Origin of the sequence: Pseudomonas sp. MPB03 (assembly GCF_046605385.1) — a bacterium.
Classification (GTDB): Bacteria; Pseudomonadota; Gammaproteobacteria; order Pseudomonadales; family Pseudomonadaceae; genus Aquipseudomonas; species Aquipseudomonas zanjanensis.
The window spans coordinates 1894401-1911777 of the sequence record NZ_CP176770.1 but is presented as its reverse complement, the minus strand read 5'-3'; the positions used below and the strand labels follow the sequence as shown (position 1 = coordinate 1911777).

At 58.3% G+C, this 17377-nt stretch carries 8 protein-coding genes; 4 read left to right on the top strand and 4 right to left on the bottom strand.

What is annotated here, in order from left to right:
- Positions 1-46 precede the first annotated feature (46 nt).
- On the top strand, positions 47-913 hold the full coding sequence (locus ACLH0I_RS08465) for a DUF6279 family lipoprotein (protein WP_411386782.1): 867 nt from the start codon (positions 47-49) through the stop codon (positions 911-913).
- 136 nt (positions 914-1049) lie between these two features.
- Here ACLH0I_RS08465 and ACLH0I_RS08460 read toward each other — a convergent pair whose 3' ends face one another.
- Positions 1050-1442: a transcriptional regulator gene (locus ACLH0I_RS08460; RefSeq protein WP_411386781.1), complete on the bottom strand. Its 393-nt coding sequence runs from the start codon at positions 1440-1442 to the stop codon at positions 1050-1052.
- A 185-nt stretch (positions 1443-1627) separates the two neighbouring features.
- Here ACLH0I_RS08460 and ACLH0I_RS08455 point away from each other — a divergent pair, with 185 nt between their 5' ends.
- From ACLH0I_RS08455 to ACLH0I_RS08445, 3 genes are all read left to right on the top strand, one after another.
- On the top strand, positions 1628-2359 hold the full coding sequence (locus ACLH0I_RS08455; RefSeq protein ID WP_411386780.1) for a DUF899 domain-containing protein: 732 nt from the start codon (positions 1628-1630) through the stop codon (positions 2357-2359).
- Between the two features lie 241 nt (positions 2360-2600).
- Complete coding sequence (locus ACLH0I_RS08450; RefSeq protein ID WP_411386779.1) at positions 2601-2873, top strand: hypothetical protein; 273 nt, start codon at positions 2601-2603, stop codon at positions 2871-2873.
- 58 nt (positions 2874-2931) lie between these two features.
- Positions 2932-3099: a DNA-binding protein gene (locus ACLH0I_RS08445; protein ID WP_250961999.1), complete on the top strand. Its 168-nt coding sequence runs from the start codon at positions 2932-2934 to the stop codon at positions 3097-3099.
- Positions 3100-3337: 238 nt separating this feature from the next.
- Here ACLH0I_RS08445 and ACLH0I_RS08440 read toward each other — a convergent pair whose 3' ends face one another.
- The 3 genes from ACLH0I_RS08440 to ACLH0I_RS08430 all read right to left on the bottom strand — a co-directional run bounded on the left by ACLH0I_RS08440 (position 3338) and on the right by ACLH0I_RS08430 (position 17374).
- On the bottom strand, positions 3338-3706 hold the full coding sequence (locus ACLH0I_RS08440) for a hypothetical protein (protein ID WP_411386778.1): 369 nt from the start codon (positions 3704-3706) through the stop codon (positions 3338-3340).
- 229 nt (positions 3707-3935) lie between these two features.
- Positions 3936-4310 (bottom strand): ribonuclease toxin immunity protein CdiI, encoded by a 375-nt coding sequence (gene cdiI / locus ACLH0I_RS08435; protein WP_411386777.1) that lies wholly within the window; start codon positions 4308-4310, stop codon positions 3936-3938.
- Between the two features lie 14 nt (positions 4311-4324).
- The gene (locus ACLH0I_RS08430) at positions 4325-17374 is read right to left on the bottom strand and encodes a filamentous hemagglutinin N-terminal domain-containing protein (RefSeq protein ID WP_411386776.1); all 13050 of its coding nucleotides are present in this window, start codon (positions 17372-17374) and stop codon (positions 4325-4327) included.
- Positions 17375-17377: the final 3 nt, after the last annotated feature.

Sequence of the window (17377 nt, the reverse complement as noted above, 5' to 3'; positions counted from 1 at the left end):
CTGCCATGCTCAAACAAAGCACTTACGCATTCGCAAGGACTCGCTCATGTCGCGCTGGTTAACACGCACCGCCATGTTCATCGCCATGCTCTTCGTGCTCACCGCTTGCAGCCGCGTCGGGCTGGCGTACCGCAACCTCGACCTGATCATCCCCTGGACCCTCAACGACTACCTGGACATCAAAGGCGAGCAAAAAGACTGGTTCAACGAACGCCTCAAGGACCACCTGACCTGGCACTGCACCACCCAGTTGCCCGGCTACCTCGACTGGCTGGATCGCCTCAAGACCATGGTGCAGACCAACCAGGTCACCGACGAAGCGCTACAACAGCGCACCCGGGAAGCCAAGGCCGCCATCGCCGAAACCGCCCGGGCAATCACCCCTTCGGCCATCGAACTGCTGCAAGGCCTGAGCGACGACCAAGTCGCCGACATGGACGCCGCCTTCGTCAAGGACCAGCGCAAACGCCAGCAGCAATACCTCAAGCCGACGCTGCAGGAGCAGATCCAGCAACGCAGCGAACGCATGGTCAAACGCCTGGACGACTGGCTCGGCCCGCTCAACGACGCCCAGCGCCAACGGGTGATGGCCTGGTCCACTGCCCTCGGCGACCAGAACCAGCAATGGATCGCCAACCGCGCCCACTGGCAAAACCAGTTCAGCGAAGCCGTGGCCCAACGCCACAGCCCGGACTTCCCCAAACGCATCGAGCAGTTACTCGTCGACCGCGAAAGCCTCTGGACTCCAGCCTACCGCGAGGCCTTCAACAAAACCGAAGCCCAGGCCCGCAGCCTGCTGGTGGACCTCATGGCCGAAAGCACCCCGCCCCAGCGCGAACAGCTGTTGAAGAAAATCGACGGGGTGAAGAAGGATTTCACTGACTTGAAGTGCTTGAAGGCAGCACGCTCTTAAAACCACTGAGATCCTGTGGAAGACCCAATGTGGGAGCGAGCTTGCTCGCGATAGCGGCAGAACAGGCAACACATCAGCTGAATGTCAGACCGCTATCGCGAGCAAGCTCGCTCCCACAGGGTTCAGTGCCAGGCTGTCAGGCAATCTGCGCCTTAGAAGCCACTTCATCAAACGTAAACTCATCCAGCGCGTCTTCCTGCTCATCCAACACCTCGCGTGGATGATCATTGCCCGGAATGCTGCTGTCGATCAGGCTCAACAACCGCGAGCCACGCGGCGTCAGCACAAAATTCTCGCCGTTGCCGCCCTCTTCCTCCGGCCGCGGCTCGATATAACCACGCTCCAGCAGTAACTTTTCATACTCCCCGGCGACCGCTTTCAGATGATCGAGGTTCTCGATTTCCCCCCCTTCAGCCGCTTTCGCCGCCGCGTACTCCTCGGCATAAACCCGAGGAGCAAAACTGTGGCCAGCGCCGTTCTGCACTTCGTGCAACAACCGTTCGATCAAGTCCCAGTTATAAGTCGTCATCCTGGTCCATCCTCTAAAGAGTGAGATGCCTACCTAGGTTGTGACCGAGGCGCCACGCCACCGTTCAGCCGGGTTGGCGGACGGCCCATCCCGCCAGCCGACCAACGGCCTGTCGAATTTACCCCAGGCCAAACGACCAATGAGTGAAGCGCCGACTTGAGCAACTGCCTACAGGAGAAATCACCATGAACGTAGAGAATCATCCAGTCGTCTCGCGGGAAGAATGGCTCGCCGCCCGTCGCCAGCACCTGGCCCACGAAAAAGCCTTCACCCGCGAACGGGACAAACTCAGCGCCGAACGCCGCACCCTGCCCTGGGTCAAAATCGACAAACCCTACCGCTTCCAAGGCCCCCACGGCGAACTAAGCCTGGCCGACCTGTTCGGCGGCCGCAGCCAACTGATCATCTACCACTTCATGTTCGGCCCCGGCTGGGCAGAAGGCTGCCAGGGCTGCTCCTTCCTCTCCGACCACATCGACGGCGCCAACCAACACCTGGCCCACCACGACGTGGCCGTGGTCGCCGTCTCCCGCGCGCCCTTCGCCGAATTCCAACCGTTCAAACGCCGCATGGGCTGGGCCTTCGACTGGGTCTCGTCGGAAGGCTGCGACTTCAACTACGACTTCGGCGTCAGCTTCGAAGCCGAAGACACCGCCGCTGGAAAAACCACCTACAACTACGAAAAAACCGACACCACCGAAGGCGAACTCCCAGGCCTGAGCGTCTTCTATCGCAACGAAGCCGGCGACATCTTCCACACCTACTCCACGTACGCCCGTGGCCTCGACATATTGGTCGGCACTTACAACTACCTCGACCTGACGCCCAAGGGCCGCAACGAAGAGGAAATCATGGACTGGGTGCGGCATCATGATAAGTACGAAGACGCCAAGCCCCATAATTGCTGCCACAGCTGATACGCCAACCCGCCCAGTCGAGCGCGAGCCCTGCGGCTAGGGAGCTTGCTCCCGCTCGACTGCGCAGCAGTCGCTTGCTTTAAGCCGACAAATGCCAGGCCAAACGTCCTACATGAAGCTCGGAAAGCGGTGTCTTGTGGTATTGGAGGGGGTCAGCCTATAGTCCCCCGTCGCCCCAAAAGGCGACCGGGTTTGGCGACCCGATCTACAGAGAGACTCATCAATTTTCGAGGCTCTGATTATGACCAGATACATGCCCATCACCGGAATCGACTGCACCCCAGCCACCCTGCTCATCGACACCGAAGCCCCACTCGATGTCCTCTTCGAAACTGCCGACTACCGCATCCGCACCGTGACCCAACTGCTGGAAAACATCGCGTTTCGCTCGGACATCAGCTCCGATACGGTGGTGCTTTCGGACTTTTGCAAGATGCTGACGATTGCGTTGCGCGATGGGTGTGATGTGATGGATGTGATTGGGAGACGGTTGCGGGCGCGAGCTGCTGAGTAACGAAAAACGGGCGACTTTTGCTGAGGGTCGCCCGTTTTTCACATGCGCGGAGAACAAAATGATTGAGACCTTTACAGAATTTGACCTTGCAGAATATCTCAGCACACCAGAGACCATTGCGGAGTTTATGAGAGATGCCTGGGAAACCGGCGATGCGAACTACTTCGCCAAAGCGATGGAAGTATTCGCACGCGCCAAGAAGAGGGCCGAATTGTCTAGGGAATGACCCATGCGAAAGCGAGCTTTCCTACCAGCAACAAATCAACATGCTGGCGAGCAAACTCGCGGATCGGGACTCTTGGGTACAAACCAAATTTTACATCTAAAACCTACACAGATATGTGGTCCGTCCCTGAGGAGCCGTACTCCAAGGCCAGTCTTTTTCATTTTTTGCAGCTACATCAGCTAACTAGTCGTTAAGTAAGCACCATTAAAATCTGTCCCCTTTTTCTATGCCTTGTCCCTCATGCGAAGCGATTTAACAAATACTCCCTATACCCCTCCGGTGAAGCATCGATCAAATCAGACACATTTCGTCCGTCGTCCGAGTACACATCCACTACCGACTCAACGAAGTAATACTGCTCTCCAGGCAACTCACTTAACACCCCACGATTCGACTCAAAGAACTCAACCATGTCATCAATTGTTTTATTTCGAGCAAGATAGCGAGCTATCTCCTCATATGCAGATATAAACAGATTACTCTCTACGACCCCTTGAACACCGTCAAACTCCTCAAGAATCTTAGATAACTCTCCATCTGAAAAAAAACGCAACGAAACCAACCAATTCACAAAATCATAAAATATCTTAGCGCTTGAGTGCATCATTTAAAGCCTCTAATAACTCACGAGCATACTCAACATCTCTCCGAGAGTTTGGATAAATCAAAAAAAACCGCCCCTTTTTTTTCCGTCTCCTTTTTCCATGTAAAACAAATCACCATGTTGGCGAGCAACCCCACAGATCGGGACTCTTAGGTACAAACCGAGTTCTACATCTAAAACCTACACTGATATGTGGTCTGTCCCTGAAAAAGCGTAGGCCAGAGTCAGTTTTTTAAACTTCACTTCGAAAAAACGAACTCGCTAATAACTCACTGATCTCCTGCGACCTTTCGGGAGAACGATCCAGAAACTTATCACAAGCAAGTTTCAACCATTCACAAAAAACATCCTCACTAACAATTACTGAATTATCTTCATCCGAAGGATACCCGTACGAAAATCTTACGCCTTCGAAGTGATCTTCCAGAAAATAACTGTTCATATCCGGAAAATCACAGTGAGCACCGTCTGTACCAAACCCCCATCGCTTAACAAGACACCCTATCGCTTTAACAAACAGACCATCATCATGCAAAACATCAAAATAAGCCTTTATAACCCAGTTAGGATCTAGAGAATCATAAGGCTGCCCAAATAATTCATTCAAAACACACTCCTTACTCATCTTGGGTGAAAGTTACGTACTGTGCCTGTAGTAGGATCTAGATAAACCCTAAACTTTACACCTCCGGCCTCACCATTATAGGCTGTCATTCCTCTTGTCATGGCATTGATATAGCCCTCCGCCGCCGCTTGTCGGCCAAGTTCAAATATTTTCTGTTCGCTTATGACCCCCGGGTCATACACGGTCTTTGTAAACAGTTTATCCTTGTATCCCGTCAAATTACCTGCCCTATCATAAGACGGTATTTGATAACTTACGGTACTTATGCCATTCGTGAAGCTTGGCACTTGATCAACTATCTTCACCCCGTTATCAGTAGCAGCCTTCGAAAAAGAATCCAATCTATGAGCTCCACTGATTCCGTCTTTCTGTGAAAACCCATCAAACTCACTCAAGTGATGCTTAAGATTGGGATTTATATTCATTCCGTCAGGAAATACTGTCGTCGCTTTCCCAACACGACGCCCAGCAGCCAATCCAACAGCAAGCGTCACAGTGCCAGCAATAATAGCCGCAGCATACTCCGGACTTATACCCCATTTCGAAATCAGGACATCCGTCACCGCCTTCGCCGAATGCTCTGTGGTTACCCCTGCCAACAGGTTCTGAAACTCGTTGTTTTCCGCGATCAAAAGCTCATAGGTTTCACGGGTTCCAGGTGACGCAGAGCTCATCAAATCACGGAGCTGTTCTTTCCGGGCTTGCACCTCGGCATCCAGCTTCGAGATGTTCGCGCAGTTGCCCTTATTCTGACCACAGCTAACCAGCGCCTCTAGAGTCTGTCGCTCGCTTAACTCATGGTAGGTGGTATAGGCCTCTGCTATGCATTGGCCTTCATTCCCGCAGCCCTGCAGCTTCTTGGCTGCTCGCTCGAGATCGGAATGGGTCAAGTAGTTATATTGGGTGGCGTTGGCGGCGATATCTGCCGCGATGCGCGGGTCGCTGCCTGACACCACCGCTGTGAGCACACCAAGCAACTGCGACATCGCCAACAGGTTGGCTTTAGCCTGGTCGGCTCCCGGACGGTTTGGGTCATACCCTTCGGGTAGCACCAGTTCCGCCAGGTACTGCACGAGCGCTTCGTTGGCGCCTCCAGCCAAGGCTCCCGACTTGAAGTCGCCACCCATGGCCATCGACTTGAACCCACCGACCAAGGCGTGGGCGGCGACTTTGGTCGGGCTGCCTTCAGCCAGATTCCTGTTGCCGACTTTATTGGCGGCCACCGCTCCGCCGATATCGATGACAGCACCCAGCAAGTTATTGACGAAATTGTCCGCCAGGCTGCCTCCCTGGATAGCGGTTTGCACCGCGGACTCAGCACTGGTTTTGAGAACAATCTGGCCTACGCTGTTCCAGTCGACCCCCAACTTCGTTGGATCGTAGCCGAGGCTGTTGCCAATACCGCCCATCATTCCTGACACCAAATAGCCTTTAAGGCTATCGCTGCTGGTGGTGTCTTTTAGAACAGCACCCAAATCGCCCTTGTTACTGATGGCACTGTTGACTGCCTGGTTTTCCACCGCGATCAATGCAGCATTGGCAAAACCGGCCGAGAAGGTTCCTCCAGTGGCCCCTACCAGGCCTGCGCCAGCTCCGCCAGTGACCACCGCCAGCACAATTGCCAAGACCATTTGAGCGGCGACGCCAAGCCCCGAGTTTGAATACTTGAAACTCTGGTGGATTTCTTCCACACGGCGCCAATCAACATCTCCTCGCTTCTCTGCTTCCTTCAACCACGCCAATTTCGGATCAGCCTTGACCATCGCATCAATGGTCTCGCTGACACTTTTCTGGTTGATTTGCTTGATATCGATGTTCAAGCCATCGACGGCATTGATGACCAGATCACCCTGAGCCATCAATTGGCTCTGACGCAAGGTTTCGTCGGTGTTGCCTTTCCCCTTCATCGAGTTCCAGGCCATGCTGGAACTGCTCTTGGTATGGCTTTCCTGGCTCAGGTCTTTCACGCCCTCGAAGGTAATTGAGCCACCACCTTGCAAAATCAGGTCGTTACCACTGGTCAAGTTCGCAACCTGATACCGCTGGTCATCTCCACTGACCAGCTTCAAATCACCGCCCGTGGTGATTTCGCTCCCAACATTGACGACCTTGGTGACCTCATCACGTCGGCTCTGTTTGTTCCCGAAACTGCCCTTCTTCTTTTTCTCATACAGTGAGTAATCGCTGTCTTGGGCGGCCAGCAACTCAAGGTTTTCACCGGCCACCAGATAGGCTTCGTCACCTGCGCTGATGCGACTGGATGTGACGGTCATGTCTTGTCCCGTCTTCATCGTCACATCGCCGCCAGCGCTGATGGCGCTGCCGACTTGTTTGATGTGGTCTTCCTGGGCCGTGACCTTTTTCGATTTGTAGTACGAGTGAGTTTCGTTGGCACCGGAAGAGACAGACATATTCTTGGCGGCGATGAGCGCTACATTGCGATCGGCGCTAATCTGGCTGGCGATGGCTGTGAAATTCCTGCCAGCATCGACGGTAATGTCACGACCGGCATCCACCTCCGAACTCAGTTGTGTAATGGTGTTTTGGCGTCGGCCTCCGCTGAGGGAGCTCTGCTGTTGCGCCGAGACTATATTGACATCCCATCCGGCAGTGATTTGGGTATCACGGCCGCTGACCATGACGCTGCCTATACTGCTGACATCCCAGCCTGCGCCCATGGTGAGGTCGTTAGACGCCTCGATGCGGGCGGCGTTGTCCATGTAGTCCTGGCGCTGGTTGTAGCCTCTGTTGCTGACGCTTGCGGTGGTCACCGTGCGCTCGTTGATCACATTCCCCACGAGTGCTTTCAGGCTGACGTCCCGCCCGGAAATGATGCCGCCGGATTTGTTGACGAGGTCGTTGCCGCCCAATAGGTCAAGACGATTCCCTGCTTCGATCAACCCACTATTGACGAGATCGTTGCCTGCGGTCGCGGAAAGGTTGTTGGTAGCCCGAAGCGTGCCGGCATTTTCCAGATCCTTGCCGGCGATCAACGTAACGTTCTGCCCGGCAATCAACGCACCATTAGGTGCCAGACGATTATTGGCCTGGGCCATATACAGCACCGGCACCAGCACCTTTTCGCCGTTCACTTCGTGCTCTTCGAGCCAGACGATGTCGTGGGTCAGGGCGGCGACTTGTTGGGCGGTGAGGGTGACGCCTACCGACAGGTTGAGGGCGTCCTTGCTGGCGATGGCGTTGTTCATCAGGTACGTGAACATCGCCTCGTCGGAGGTCTGGCCGTCGATGAAGCGTTGGCCGGTACGGGCGACGACGGCCTGTTGGATGAGTCGTTGTTCGAACAGGCCGTCACCCAACCGCTTGGCGCTGGTGTCCGCGTCGTAGCCGAGTTTCGTCAGCAGATAATCCGAGCTGGTGAATGACTTGAGGTTGGTAAGGACCGGGTTGGTTTCGATCAGGTATTTTTGCGGTTTGGAAGCCACGGTTGTGCTGGGTAGCCCCGTGACCCGCGCCACCGTTTGACCGGTGACAGGCACTGGCGCGCTTACCGAGGCGTCGGTTGGGCGACTGACGCCAATTGGCGGCGTGCCCGAAGTGTCCAGCGCAATGTCGGCGCCACGGGTGATGGTGCCATCGAGGCTATGCCCTGGCAGTTGCGGCTTGCCTGTGGATGAGTCCGTTGGGGCGGTGACCTGAATGGCGGACGCGCCGGCGGTGACGCCGCCGCTGTCACGATTCAACAACTGCACCTGTCGTTCGGCGGCGGAAACCTGGGTGACATCGGCGATCTCGATGTCGCGCACATTGGCGATCGGCGCGGCGGTGGATCGATTCGATGCGCTCACGCTGGCGCCGCCGATTGTCCAGTTCTGCGACACGACGGGGGTCTGGGAGGCTGACGCGTCGCTGGCGCCCTGCCCACTCAGCCGGAACAGGCCGTTTTGCCCGGTGGGGAGGCTGAAGCCGGGGAGCGTCAGGGGGTTTATTTGTTGTTGGGCCAAGTCCGGTGGGAGTTGGCTGTTCAGGGTCACGACCGTGGTTTTGCCTGATCCTGCGGCGGCGGTTGTGGTGTTGCGGGACGACGTTGTTATGCCGGTGGAGAATGGGCGCTCCACACCGTTGGTGATTTTGTTTGTTGCGGTAATGGAGACGTTGCCGCCGGCTTGAATGATGGCAGGGGCAAAATTGTCGGATGCGGTGGAAGTAAAAACCTCCTGTTTGAATGGATTGAGGTTTTTTATAAAGTCAGGTAGCTCCGCACGATTGCCCGCGGCAAACTCAGACTGTCCAAATATAATTGCCGACGATGTATTCCAACCCGCCGCGAGCAAAAACACCACCGGACCGATAACCTGGTAAGTTTCTTTATCCGGATTCTTGGAGCCAGTACGCAGAACCTCAGAATAAACTGGGGATTCAGTACCTGCTGCGTTCCAGAAACGCAGATCCTCCTTGTAGCCCGCGTCGTTACGTATATTGTAATTTACAACCTCCCTCATCCTCTCCAAAGAAAGATCATCGTCAAAATACTGGTAGCTCGTGTAGTCTCCCAGAGCTGTACCTGAGTTTTCAAACTCACTTACTGCAACATCGATATCACCTCCAGCACTAACAAGTGAATTTGAATTCAAGAAAGAGAAACCCTTAACGGTCAGATTTTTTCCTGCACTCAACGAAGCCGCTTTAGCCGTCGCATCTCCAGAAACTTTAACTCGATATTGCTGTAGATAAACCAAATATAAAGAAGGTTGCCGATCTGTCCAATAACGTGAAATCGAATCACAGCTATAGCAGCGAACCCCCACCGCCGACGAATACAACTCCGCCTCAGTCTTAAAATCCCCCCGCTTATTGATAATCGAATCCGCATTAATGGAAAAATCCCGCCCACTTTCCATGGTGCCCGAATCATTCTCCATCAACGCCGACCGCCCCCCCAGGTCATTGCGCGCTACATCAATGTCCTCTAGGGCATAAACATCCGACTTACGGTTGGTAAAGCTCCCCACCCGCAGCTTCATGTCTCCGCCGCTGAACAAGAACCCACCTTGATCGTTCAGCAAGGTCGAAGCCGTCAGTTTCAATCCATCCGCACCAGCAACCGTCCCATAGTTATTAATGGTGCTCGCAGTGATATTCAGCGCTCTCGCCGATGTCAGCCGCCCGTAGTTGTTCAGGCTGCCCAGGCCACCGCGCCCACCGATCGTCGTGGTCCCGCCACCGGTAATACTGGCCACGCTACTCAAGTCGATCGCAGCGGCGTCTACCGTCATGTCGCCCAGGCTGGTGACCCGGCCATTGCCGCTATACCGCCCGGTCAACTGCAAGCCCAAGCCACCATCACTGGCGATCAACCCATTGTTGACCCAATTCCCACCCTTGCCTTCCAGTTGCGTCGAAGCCAGCAGTTGCCCCGTCTCGGTCTGGGTGAAGTTGTTGACGTCGACCGTCAGGCGTCCGGCCTGGATGGCGCTGGTGTTGGTCCAGGTGTCGGCTTTGAGCGTCAGGCCGCCACGGGTGACGATGTCGCCGCCGGCGCCAGTGACGTTGGCCAGGGAGATATCGAAGGTGCCGTCGCCCAGATGCAGCAATTGGCCGCCGCTGTTGAGGAAGCTGTTGGCGGACAGGGTCAGGTGAGTGTTGGCGCTTTCCAGCTTGCCGCTGCGGTTGTCGAAGAGGCTGCCGATCTGGAAGTCGGTTTTGCCCGCGCCCCCAAGGGCTCGCAGTTGGCCGGTCTGGTTATCGACGCTCGTAGCGCTGACCACCAAGGTGCTGTCGCTTTCCAGAATGCCGCCACGGTTGGTCAGGGCACCGTCCAGATCCAAATGGATGGCGTTGCCGGCGATCTGCCCGGCGGTGTTGTCCACTCTGGCACCGGTGCCGGCGACCTTGATCAGCCCAGAGGCATAAAGACCGCCGTTGCGGTTGTTGAAGCTGGCGGTGTCGATGATGACATCGCCAGCCTGCGCGGCGATCCGACCACCGTTGTTGTTCAGCCCGGCCAAGGCGCGCAGGTCCAAGCCTTGGCCTTGGATCACGCCCCCCTTGTTGTTCACATCGAAGCCGTTGCGCAGCACGCCCACGGTTCTCGCCTCAAGGGCGCCCTTGAGGCTGGCGAGGGTGCCACCACGGTTGTCGATATTCGCCGCGGTCACGTTGACATCGCCGGTTTGGGCGATGAGCTTGCCGCCCTGGTTATCCAGATTGCCGGCCAGTTCAAGCTTGAGGCCAGTCTGGCCTTGCATCTCACCCTGGCCGTTGGCAAGGCTCGCGGCATCGAGTGCAACATCGGCCGTCTGGCTGTAGATCAGGCCGTTGTTATGGTTCTGCACGGCTCCGGAGGCAGTGATCTCCAGCGCATTTTTCGCGGCGACGGTGCCGGTATTGCTGTTGTCCAGGCCATCGGAGGACAAGGTCAACGAACCTTGGCTGGCGATCTGGCCGCCCTGGTTGCTGATCTGTGTGGCGCGTTCGACTCGCAATGGGCCAACACTGGCGACTTTGCCATTGGTGTTGCTCAGCGCACCCAGCAGGTCCAGGGTCACGGCAGCGTTACCGACTAGTCTGCCGCCGCTGTTGTCCAAGGTGGTGCCGGTGAATTTCAAGGCCTTTTGCGCGTTGACGGTACCGCCAGCGTTGCCCAGGGTCATGGCGTTCATGACCAGGAGGGCGCCGCTGTCGATCAGGCCGCCTTGGGCGTTGTTGAGCAAACCGCCAGTGACCGTCAGGGTCTGGTCGCCGCCGCTGGAAAGAATCCCGCCGCTGCTGTTGTCCAGGCTGGCGGCGCTGACGGTGAGTTTTTGCTGACCGACCAGTGCACCGGCGCCGCTGTTGAGCAGTGCCCCGCTAAGGGTGACGCCGACGTCGCCATTGCGGCTGGAGAGCGTGCCGTTGTTGCGGTTGTCGAGGCTGGTACCCCTGACGTCCAGCCCCTGCCAGCCAGAGATCAGGCCGTTCTGGTTGATCAGGCTGGTGGCGTTGAGGCTAAGCAGGTTGCTGCTGATCAGCTTGCCGCCCGTGTTATCGAGCGTACGTCCGGCCAGGGTGAAGCTTTGGCTGCTGGACACTTCACCGCCCTGGTTATTCAGGTCGCGCAGGCCGTTGAGGGTCAGCGGACCTTTGGCGGTGATCAGGCCATTGCGATTGTTCAGGTCATGGCCGCCCAGGTTCAGCGTCATGGCCTGTTCGCCCATCAGGCGACCGCCGTTTTGCGTCAGCGCCGCCAGGGTCAGGTTCATGTCGCCCTTGGCCGACACTTCGCCGCCGTTGCTGGAGTCCAGGGAATCGGCGCTGAGGGTGAGGTCGCCTTGGGCATTGATCAGACCATTGGCGCTGTTGTTCAGGGCCATGGCATTGAGGACCAAAGCACCGCCCGCCAGCACACTGCCGCCCTGGTTGTTCAGGTCACCGCTGTTGAGCGTGAGCAATTGCGCGGCGCTGATCAGGCCTTGGGCTTGGTTATCCAGTTGCTGATCAACCGTCAGGACGAGATTGCCACGGCTGGTGAGCGTGCCGCTGTTGTTGTTCAGGCTTTGAGCGTGGGCATCGACGCTGGCCGCGCCGATCATGCCTTTGACGTTGTTCAGCGCCTGGGCGATGCGCAGGGTCAGGCCCTGGTTGCTGAGCAGCCGGCCGCCATCGTTGCTGAGGTTTTTAGCCGTCAGGGTGAGGGCCAGGGCACTGGAGATTTCACCGCCCTGGTTGTTCACACCGTTGAGGTTTTTCAGCAGCAACGCCCCGGGAGCATTGATCAAGCCGCTCTGGTTATTGAGCTGGCCGTTGTTCATGTCCAGGCTCAGCGAGGTGTTGCTGAACAGTTGGCCGCCCTGTTGATCAAGGCCGGAAACCGATGCGGTCAACGCGCCTTGGCTGCCGATGCGACCGCCCTCCTGGTTGGTGACCTGGGCGGCCGTGAGGTTCAGCGTGCTGCCACTGTTGAGCCGCCCCTGCTGGCTGTTGTCGAACGCGCCGGTGGTGACGTTTACCGCGCCTTTACCGCTGATGTTGCCCTGCTGACGATTGTCCAGTGCTGCGCTGGTGAGCAGCAACGCGCCGTCGGTGACCAGTTCGCCGCCCTGGTTGTCGAGACGCCCCAGGCTGTGCACGGTCAGGTCCGCCGCACTGGACAGACTGCCGCCGGTGTTGGTCAGGTTGGCGGCGCTGACATGCAGCGTGCCTTCGCTGCTGAGTTGGCCTTGGGTGTTGAGCAGATCGCGGCTCAGGTTGATGCGCTGGTTCTGCTGGCTGATCAGGTAGCCGCCGCTGTTGTCCAGCGCGCCGCCCTCCAGGTCCATCCCGGCCTTGGCGCTGAGCAGGCCTTTGGTGCGGTTGAGCAATTTATCCACGGTCAGTTTCAGCGCTTGCCCGGCGAATACCTGGCCGCCGTCGCTGTTGTCGAGGTTCTGGCTGACCAGCGTGACATCGGCGCTGCCGGACAACTCACCGCCACGGTTATCAAGATCGTCGACATTGAGATCCAGCGCTTTTGTCGCGCCGATCAAACCGGCCTGTCGGTTGTCGAGACTGGCGGCCTTCAGTGTCAGGGCGTCGGTGCTGATCAGTGTGCCCTGACGGTTATCCAACGTGCTGACAGTGGCGTTGAATCCGGTCTTGCCGGCGATGCTGCCGGCACGGTTATCCAGGCGATCAGCGACCAGCAACAACGCACCGTCGGCCAGCAACGAGCCACGCTGGTTGTCGAACACGGTATCGACATTCAAGTCGAGGCGGCCACGACTGCTGACCAGGCCATCGCTGTTGTCCAGGCTGGCGCTGCGGCTGTCCAGGGACGCTGCCCAGATGACGCCGCGGGCGTTGTTGAGCACCTGGGCGGTTCTGAGCATCAGGCCTTGGCTGCTCAGCAATTTACCGCCGCTGTTATTGAGGTTTTGCGTGGTCAGGGTGAAGGCTTGCTGGCTGGAGATTTCCCCGTCCTGGTTATTGACGTCCTTGAGGTTGCTCAGCAGCAACGCATCCGAGGCGTTAATCAGGCCGCCCTGGTTGTTCAACTGACCGTGGTTCAGGTCCAGGCTCAGGCGGGTGTTGCTGAACAGTTCGCCTTGCTGCTGATCCAGCCCGGTGACTGACGCGGTCAGGGCTTGGCTGCTGGCAATACGGCCTGAGGCATTGTTTACCTGCGTGGCGTTGAGCGTGAGCGTGGTGCCCGAGATCAGGCGCCCGCCCTGGCTGTTGTCAAGGGCACCGGTGGTGACTTGGGTCGCGGCTTTGCCCGAGATCAGGCCCTTTTGGCTATTGTCCACGCTGGCGCTTTCGAGGGTCAGCGCGGCGTCGGTGCTGATGGCCCCGCCCTGGTTGATCAACCCACCACCACTGACAATCGACAACACGCCGGCGCTGCTCAGGCTGCCGGCGGTGTTATCGAGGCGGCCCACGTCGACGCTCAATTCCCCTTCGCTGCTGATCAGCCCTTTGTTGTTCAACAGTGCGTTATCGAGGGTGATCACCAGGCCGTTGAGGCTGTCGAGCACGCCTTCGCTATTGTCCAGCGTGGTGCCGCTGAGGGTCATTTGGCCTTGGGCGTGGATGAGTCCTTTGCTCTGGTTGATCAGCTCAGCGACCTTCAACTCCAGATCAGTGCCGGCGATGAGTTTGCCGCCCTCGCTGTTGTCCAGTCGCTGGCCGCCCGCCTTCATGCCAAGCCCCGCGGACAGCTCGCCCGCGCGGTTATCGATCTGCCCGACCTGCAAATCCAGCGCTTTTGTGGTGCCGATCAAACCACCGTTGCGGTTATCAAGAATCTTGCCGGTCAGGCTCAAATTGCCTTGGGCTACCAGCGCACCGCCCTGTTGCTGCAGGGTATCGATAATGGCGGTGAGGTCGGTTTGGCTGGAGATACGACCGAGGCCGTTCTGCACCTCAGCGGCCTTCAAGGTCAGCACACCAACGCTGGTCAGCAGCCCGGCGCTGTTGTCCAGACGCGAGCCTTCGAAAGTGACGCTGCTTTTGCCCGCGATGACGCCGTTATCACGGTTATCCAGTTGATTGACCGTCAGTTGCAGCGCCTTGTCGGCACGGATGCTCCCGCCACGGTTGTCGACCGAGTCGCTGCGCAAGGTCAGCAAGTCGTTGCCGGCCAGGCGACCACTGCGGTTATCGAGGCTGCCGGTTTGCAGGTCGATCGCGCCTTTGGCAAGCACTTGGCCTTGGTTCTGATTGTCCAGCAGACCGCTGATGCGCGCGGTCAGGCTGCCATCGCTGATCAATTGGCCGCCGTTGCTGTTGTCCAGGCTGGCCGCCTTGATGTCCACGGCCTTACCCGAACCGAGTACACCGTTGCGGTTGTCCAGCGCGCCGCCAAGCTCAATGCTCAAGGCGCTGTCGCCCAGTACCTGGCCGTTGCGGTTATCCAAGGCCATCGCGTTGAGCCGGGTCAGGCCCGCGCTGGAGATTTCGCCATCGAGGTTGGTCAACGTGCCGTCGACGTTTACCGTCAGGTCTGCATCGCTGCCCAGGCTGCCGCCGCTGTTGTCCAGGCTGGCTGCACGCACTTCAAGGCCGTTGGCTGAGATCAGGCCCTTGGCATTATTTAGCGCCTGGGCAATGACCAGATCGAGACGCTGCTGGCTGACGATCGAACCGGCGCGGTTGTCCAGGCTCATGGCATTCAGGCTGAACGCCTGGTCGCTGGAAATCTCACCGTCGCGGTTGTTCACCGCCGCCAGGTTTTTCAACAACAGGCTGCCCGGGGTGTTGATCAGCCCGCCCTGGTTATTCAACTGCCCATGGTTGAGGTCAAGGGATAGGCGGGTGTTGCTGAACAACTGGCCGTTCTGTTGATCGAGGCCGGTGACACTGGCATCCAGGGCTTTGGCACTGGCGATGCGGCCGCTGGCGTTATTCACTTGGCCAGCCTTCAATAGCAGCGTGTCACTGCTGATCACGTTGCCGCCGACGTTGCTCAGGGCTTCCATGCTGTCGAGGCTCAACGCACCGATGCTGGAAATCTGGCCACCGTCGTTATTTATCTCGGCGGCTTTGAGGCTGGCGGTGGTGTCGCTTTTCACACTGCCCTGGGCGTTGAGCAGTGCCCCGCCCAGGTTTAGATTCAGGCCTTGCTGGGCATAAAGCGATCCCTGGCGGTTGTCCAGTCGTTGCGCGTCGATCGCCAAGGCTGCGCGAGTGGAGATCAATCCCTTGGTCTGGTTGGTCAAGCGTTCGAGGGTCAGGCGCAGGTCGCCATAGGCAATCAGCTTGCCGCTATCGCTGTTGTCCAGTTCGGTGCCGACCAGGGCCAGGACGCCCTGGCTCGACACTTCGCCGCCACGGTTATCCAGCGTGCCGACGTTGAGGCTGCCCGCCTGGGCGGCAGTGAAGACGCCACCCTGGCGGTTATCCAGACTCGCCGCGTTGAGGGTCAACAGGCCAGCCGATGACAATAACCCGGCCTGATTGAGCAACTGTGCCGAAATACTGGCGGTGAGCGCTCCGTCGCTGAGCAATCGACCCGCCGTATTGTCCATTGACGCCGCCGTCAACTGAGCGCGTTTGCTGGCGGAGAGCCGCCCGTTCCGGTTGTTCACTTGGCCGCTGGCGTTGATGTCAAGCATCTGCCCCGCCGCCACCAGACCTGCCACGTTATCCAGCGAGGCGACGCGCAACGTGATGTTGCTCAGGCTGTTGAGTTCGCCGCTGCTGTTGTTCAACTGCCCGACGTTGGCTGTCAGGTTGCCGTTGCTGCTGACCACGCCTTGGGCGTTGAGCAACTTATCGGCAGTGATGTTCAGCGCGGTGCCGCTCAGCACCCTGCCCTTGTTTTGATTGTCCAGGCTCCCGGCTTTGACCGTGGCCGTTTGGCCGGCACTCAAGGTCCCGCCTTGGTTGCTCAGGGTCTGCCCAACATTGGCCGTGAGGTTCCGGCTGGCAACGATGCTCTTGCCGTCGTTGCTCAGGCGCTGCGCCGTAAGGCTTACATCTCCCGTCGCATTGCGCGTAGCGTCGGCATTGACCCCGGCTTCGATGATGCCGTTGTTGGTCAACTGCCCACCCGCATTCAGCGTGATGCTGTTCCGCGCCGCGAGGGTTTGCTGGTTGCTCAAGTTGCCTTGTGTCTGGGCGTTCAGCGTAGTGCCGGCATAGACCGCACCCCGAGCATCGAGGCTGGCAGCCTTGACGTTGACGGCGCCGCTGGCCGAGGTCTCGGCCAGGCTCAGGCGACCGTTGGCGTCGAGCTGGATATCGCCGCCGCTGGCGATCAGTTTGCCGTCCAGCTTCACGCCGACGCCCGTCTCGGTGCCCACCAGCTTGATCGCACCGGCGTACATGCCCCCCAAGGCCGAGGAGTCGATGGCCAGTTGCGGTTTGACGCTGCCGTCATCGGCGCGGGCTGTGGCGTCGAGGGTATTAGCGTTGACGTCGTTGCGTCCGGCCACAATCGTCAGGTTCTTGGCCTGGATTTCGGCGTTGATCTTGGCGCTGCGGGTGATGATTTCGAAGCGATCAACGTTGTTCGCGTTCAGGCCCGCTCCTTCGATGGCGACGCTGCCCTGGTCCACCTGATAACGATCCAGCCGACCGCTTTCCACCACCGGTTTACCGGTACTCAAGGTCACTTTCGGGCTGTTGATAAAACCGCAACCATTGCAGGTGATGCCATAGGGGTTGGCGACGATGACATGGGCCGACTGTCCCGCCACTTCGGTGTAGCCACGCAACTGGCTGGGGTTGCCGCCGTTGACCTCGTTGAGAATGGTCGTGGCGGCCGTACCGTTGAGGTTCGGGTTGCCGATAATGATCCCGCCCAGTTGCGTGGACTGCGTGCGGGCGGTGGCGTTGTTGAGGATCACGCCGTTGCTGCCGACGTTGTAATCGCTGAACTGGTTGTGAGACAGGCCGCTGCCGTTGGGTTTGGCGATGTTGACGATGGGCACGCCGTTGCCCGCCCGATCCAGGCCAGTGCCCGGCGCACTGACGATGATGCCGTCGGCCTGGGCCCACATCGGTTGCCAAAACATGACGTTGGCCAACAGGAACGCCAGGCCGCGCTTGGGCATGCCCCAGAATTGCTCGCGCGATTGCAGCGTCGCGGAGGGTTGGCGGGCCAGGAAGGCGTGTTGACGGTCGTCCATGTT

Coding starts and splice junctions, on each gene's coding strand:
- ACLH0I_RS08465 (WP_411386782.1), top strand. CDS start 47: ATGTCGCGCTGGTTAACACGCACCGCCATGTTCATCGCCATGCTCTTC.
- ACLH0I_RS08460 (WP_411386781.1), bottom strand. CDS start 1,442: ATGACGACTTATAACTGGGACTTGATCGAACGGTTGTTGCACGAAGTG.
- ACLH0I_RS08455 (WP_411386780.1), top strand. CDS start 1,628: ATGAACGTAGAGAATCATCCAGTCGTCTCGCGGGAAGAATGGCTCGCC.
- ACLH0I_RS08450 (WP_411386779.1), top strand. CDS start 2,601: ATGACCAGATACATGCCCATCACCGGAATCGACTGCACCCCAGCCACC.
- ACLH0I_RS08445 (WP_250961999.1), top strand. CDS start 2,932: ATGATTGAGACCTTTACAGAATTTGACCTTGCAGAATATCTCAGCACA.
- ACLH0I_RS08440 (WP_411386778.1), bottom strand. CDS start 3,706: ATGATGCACTCAAGCGCTAAGATATTTTATGATTTTGTGAATTGGTTG.
- ACLH0I_RS08430 (WP_411386776.1), bottom strand. CDS start 17,374: ATGGACGACCGTCAACACGCCTTCCTGGCCCGCCAACCCTCCGCGACG.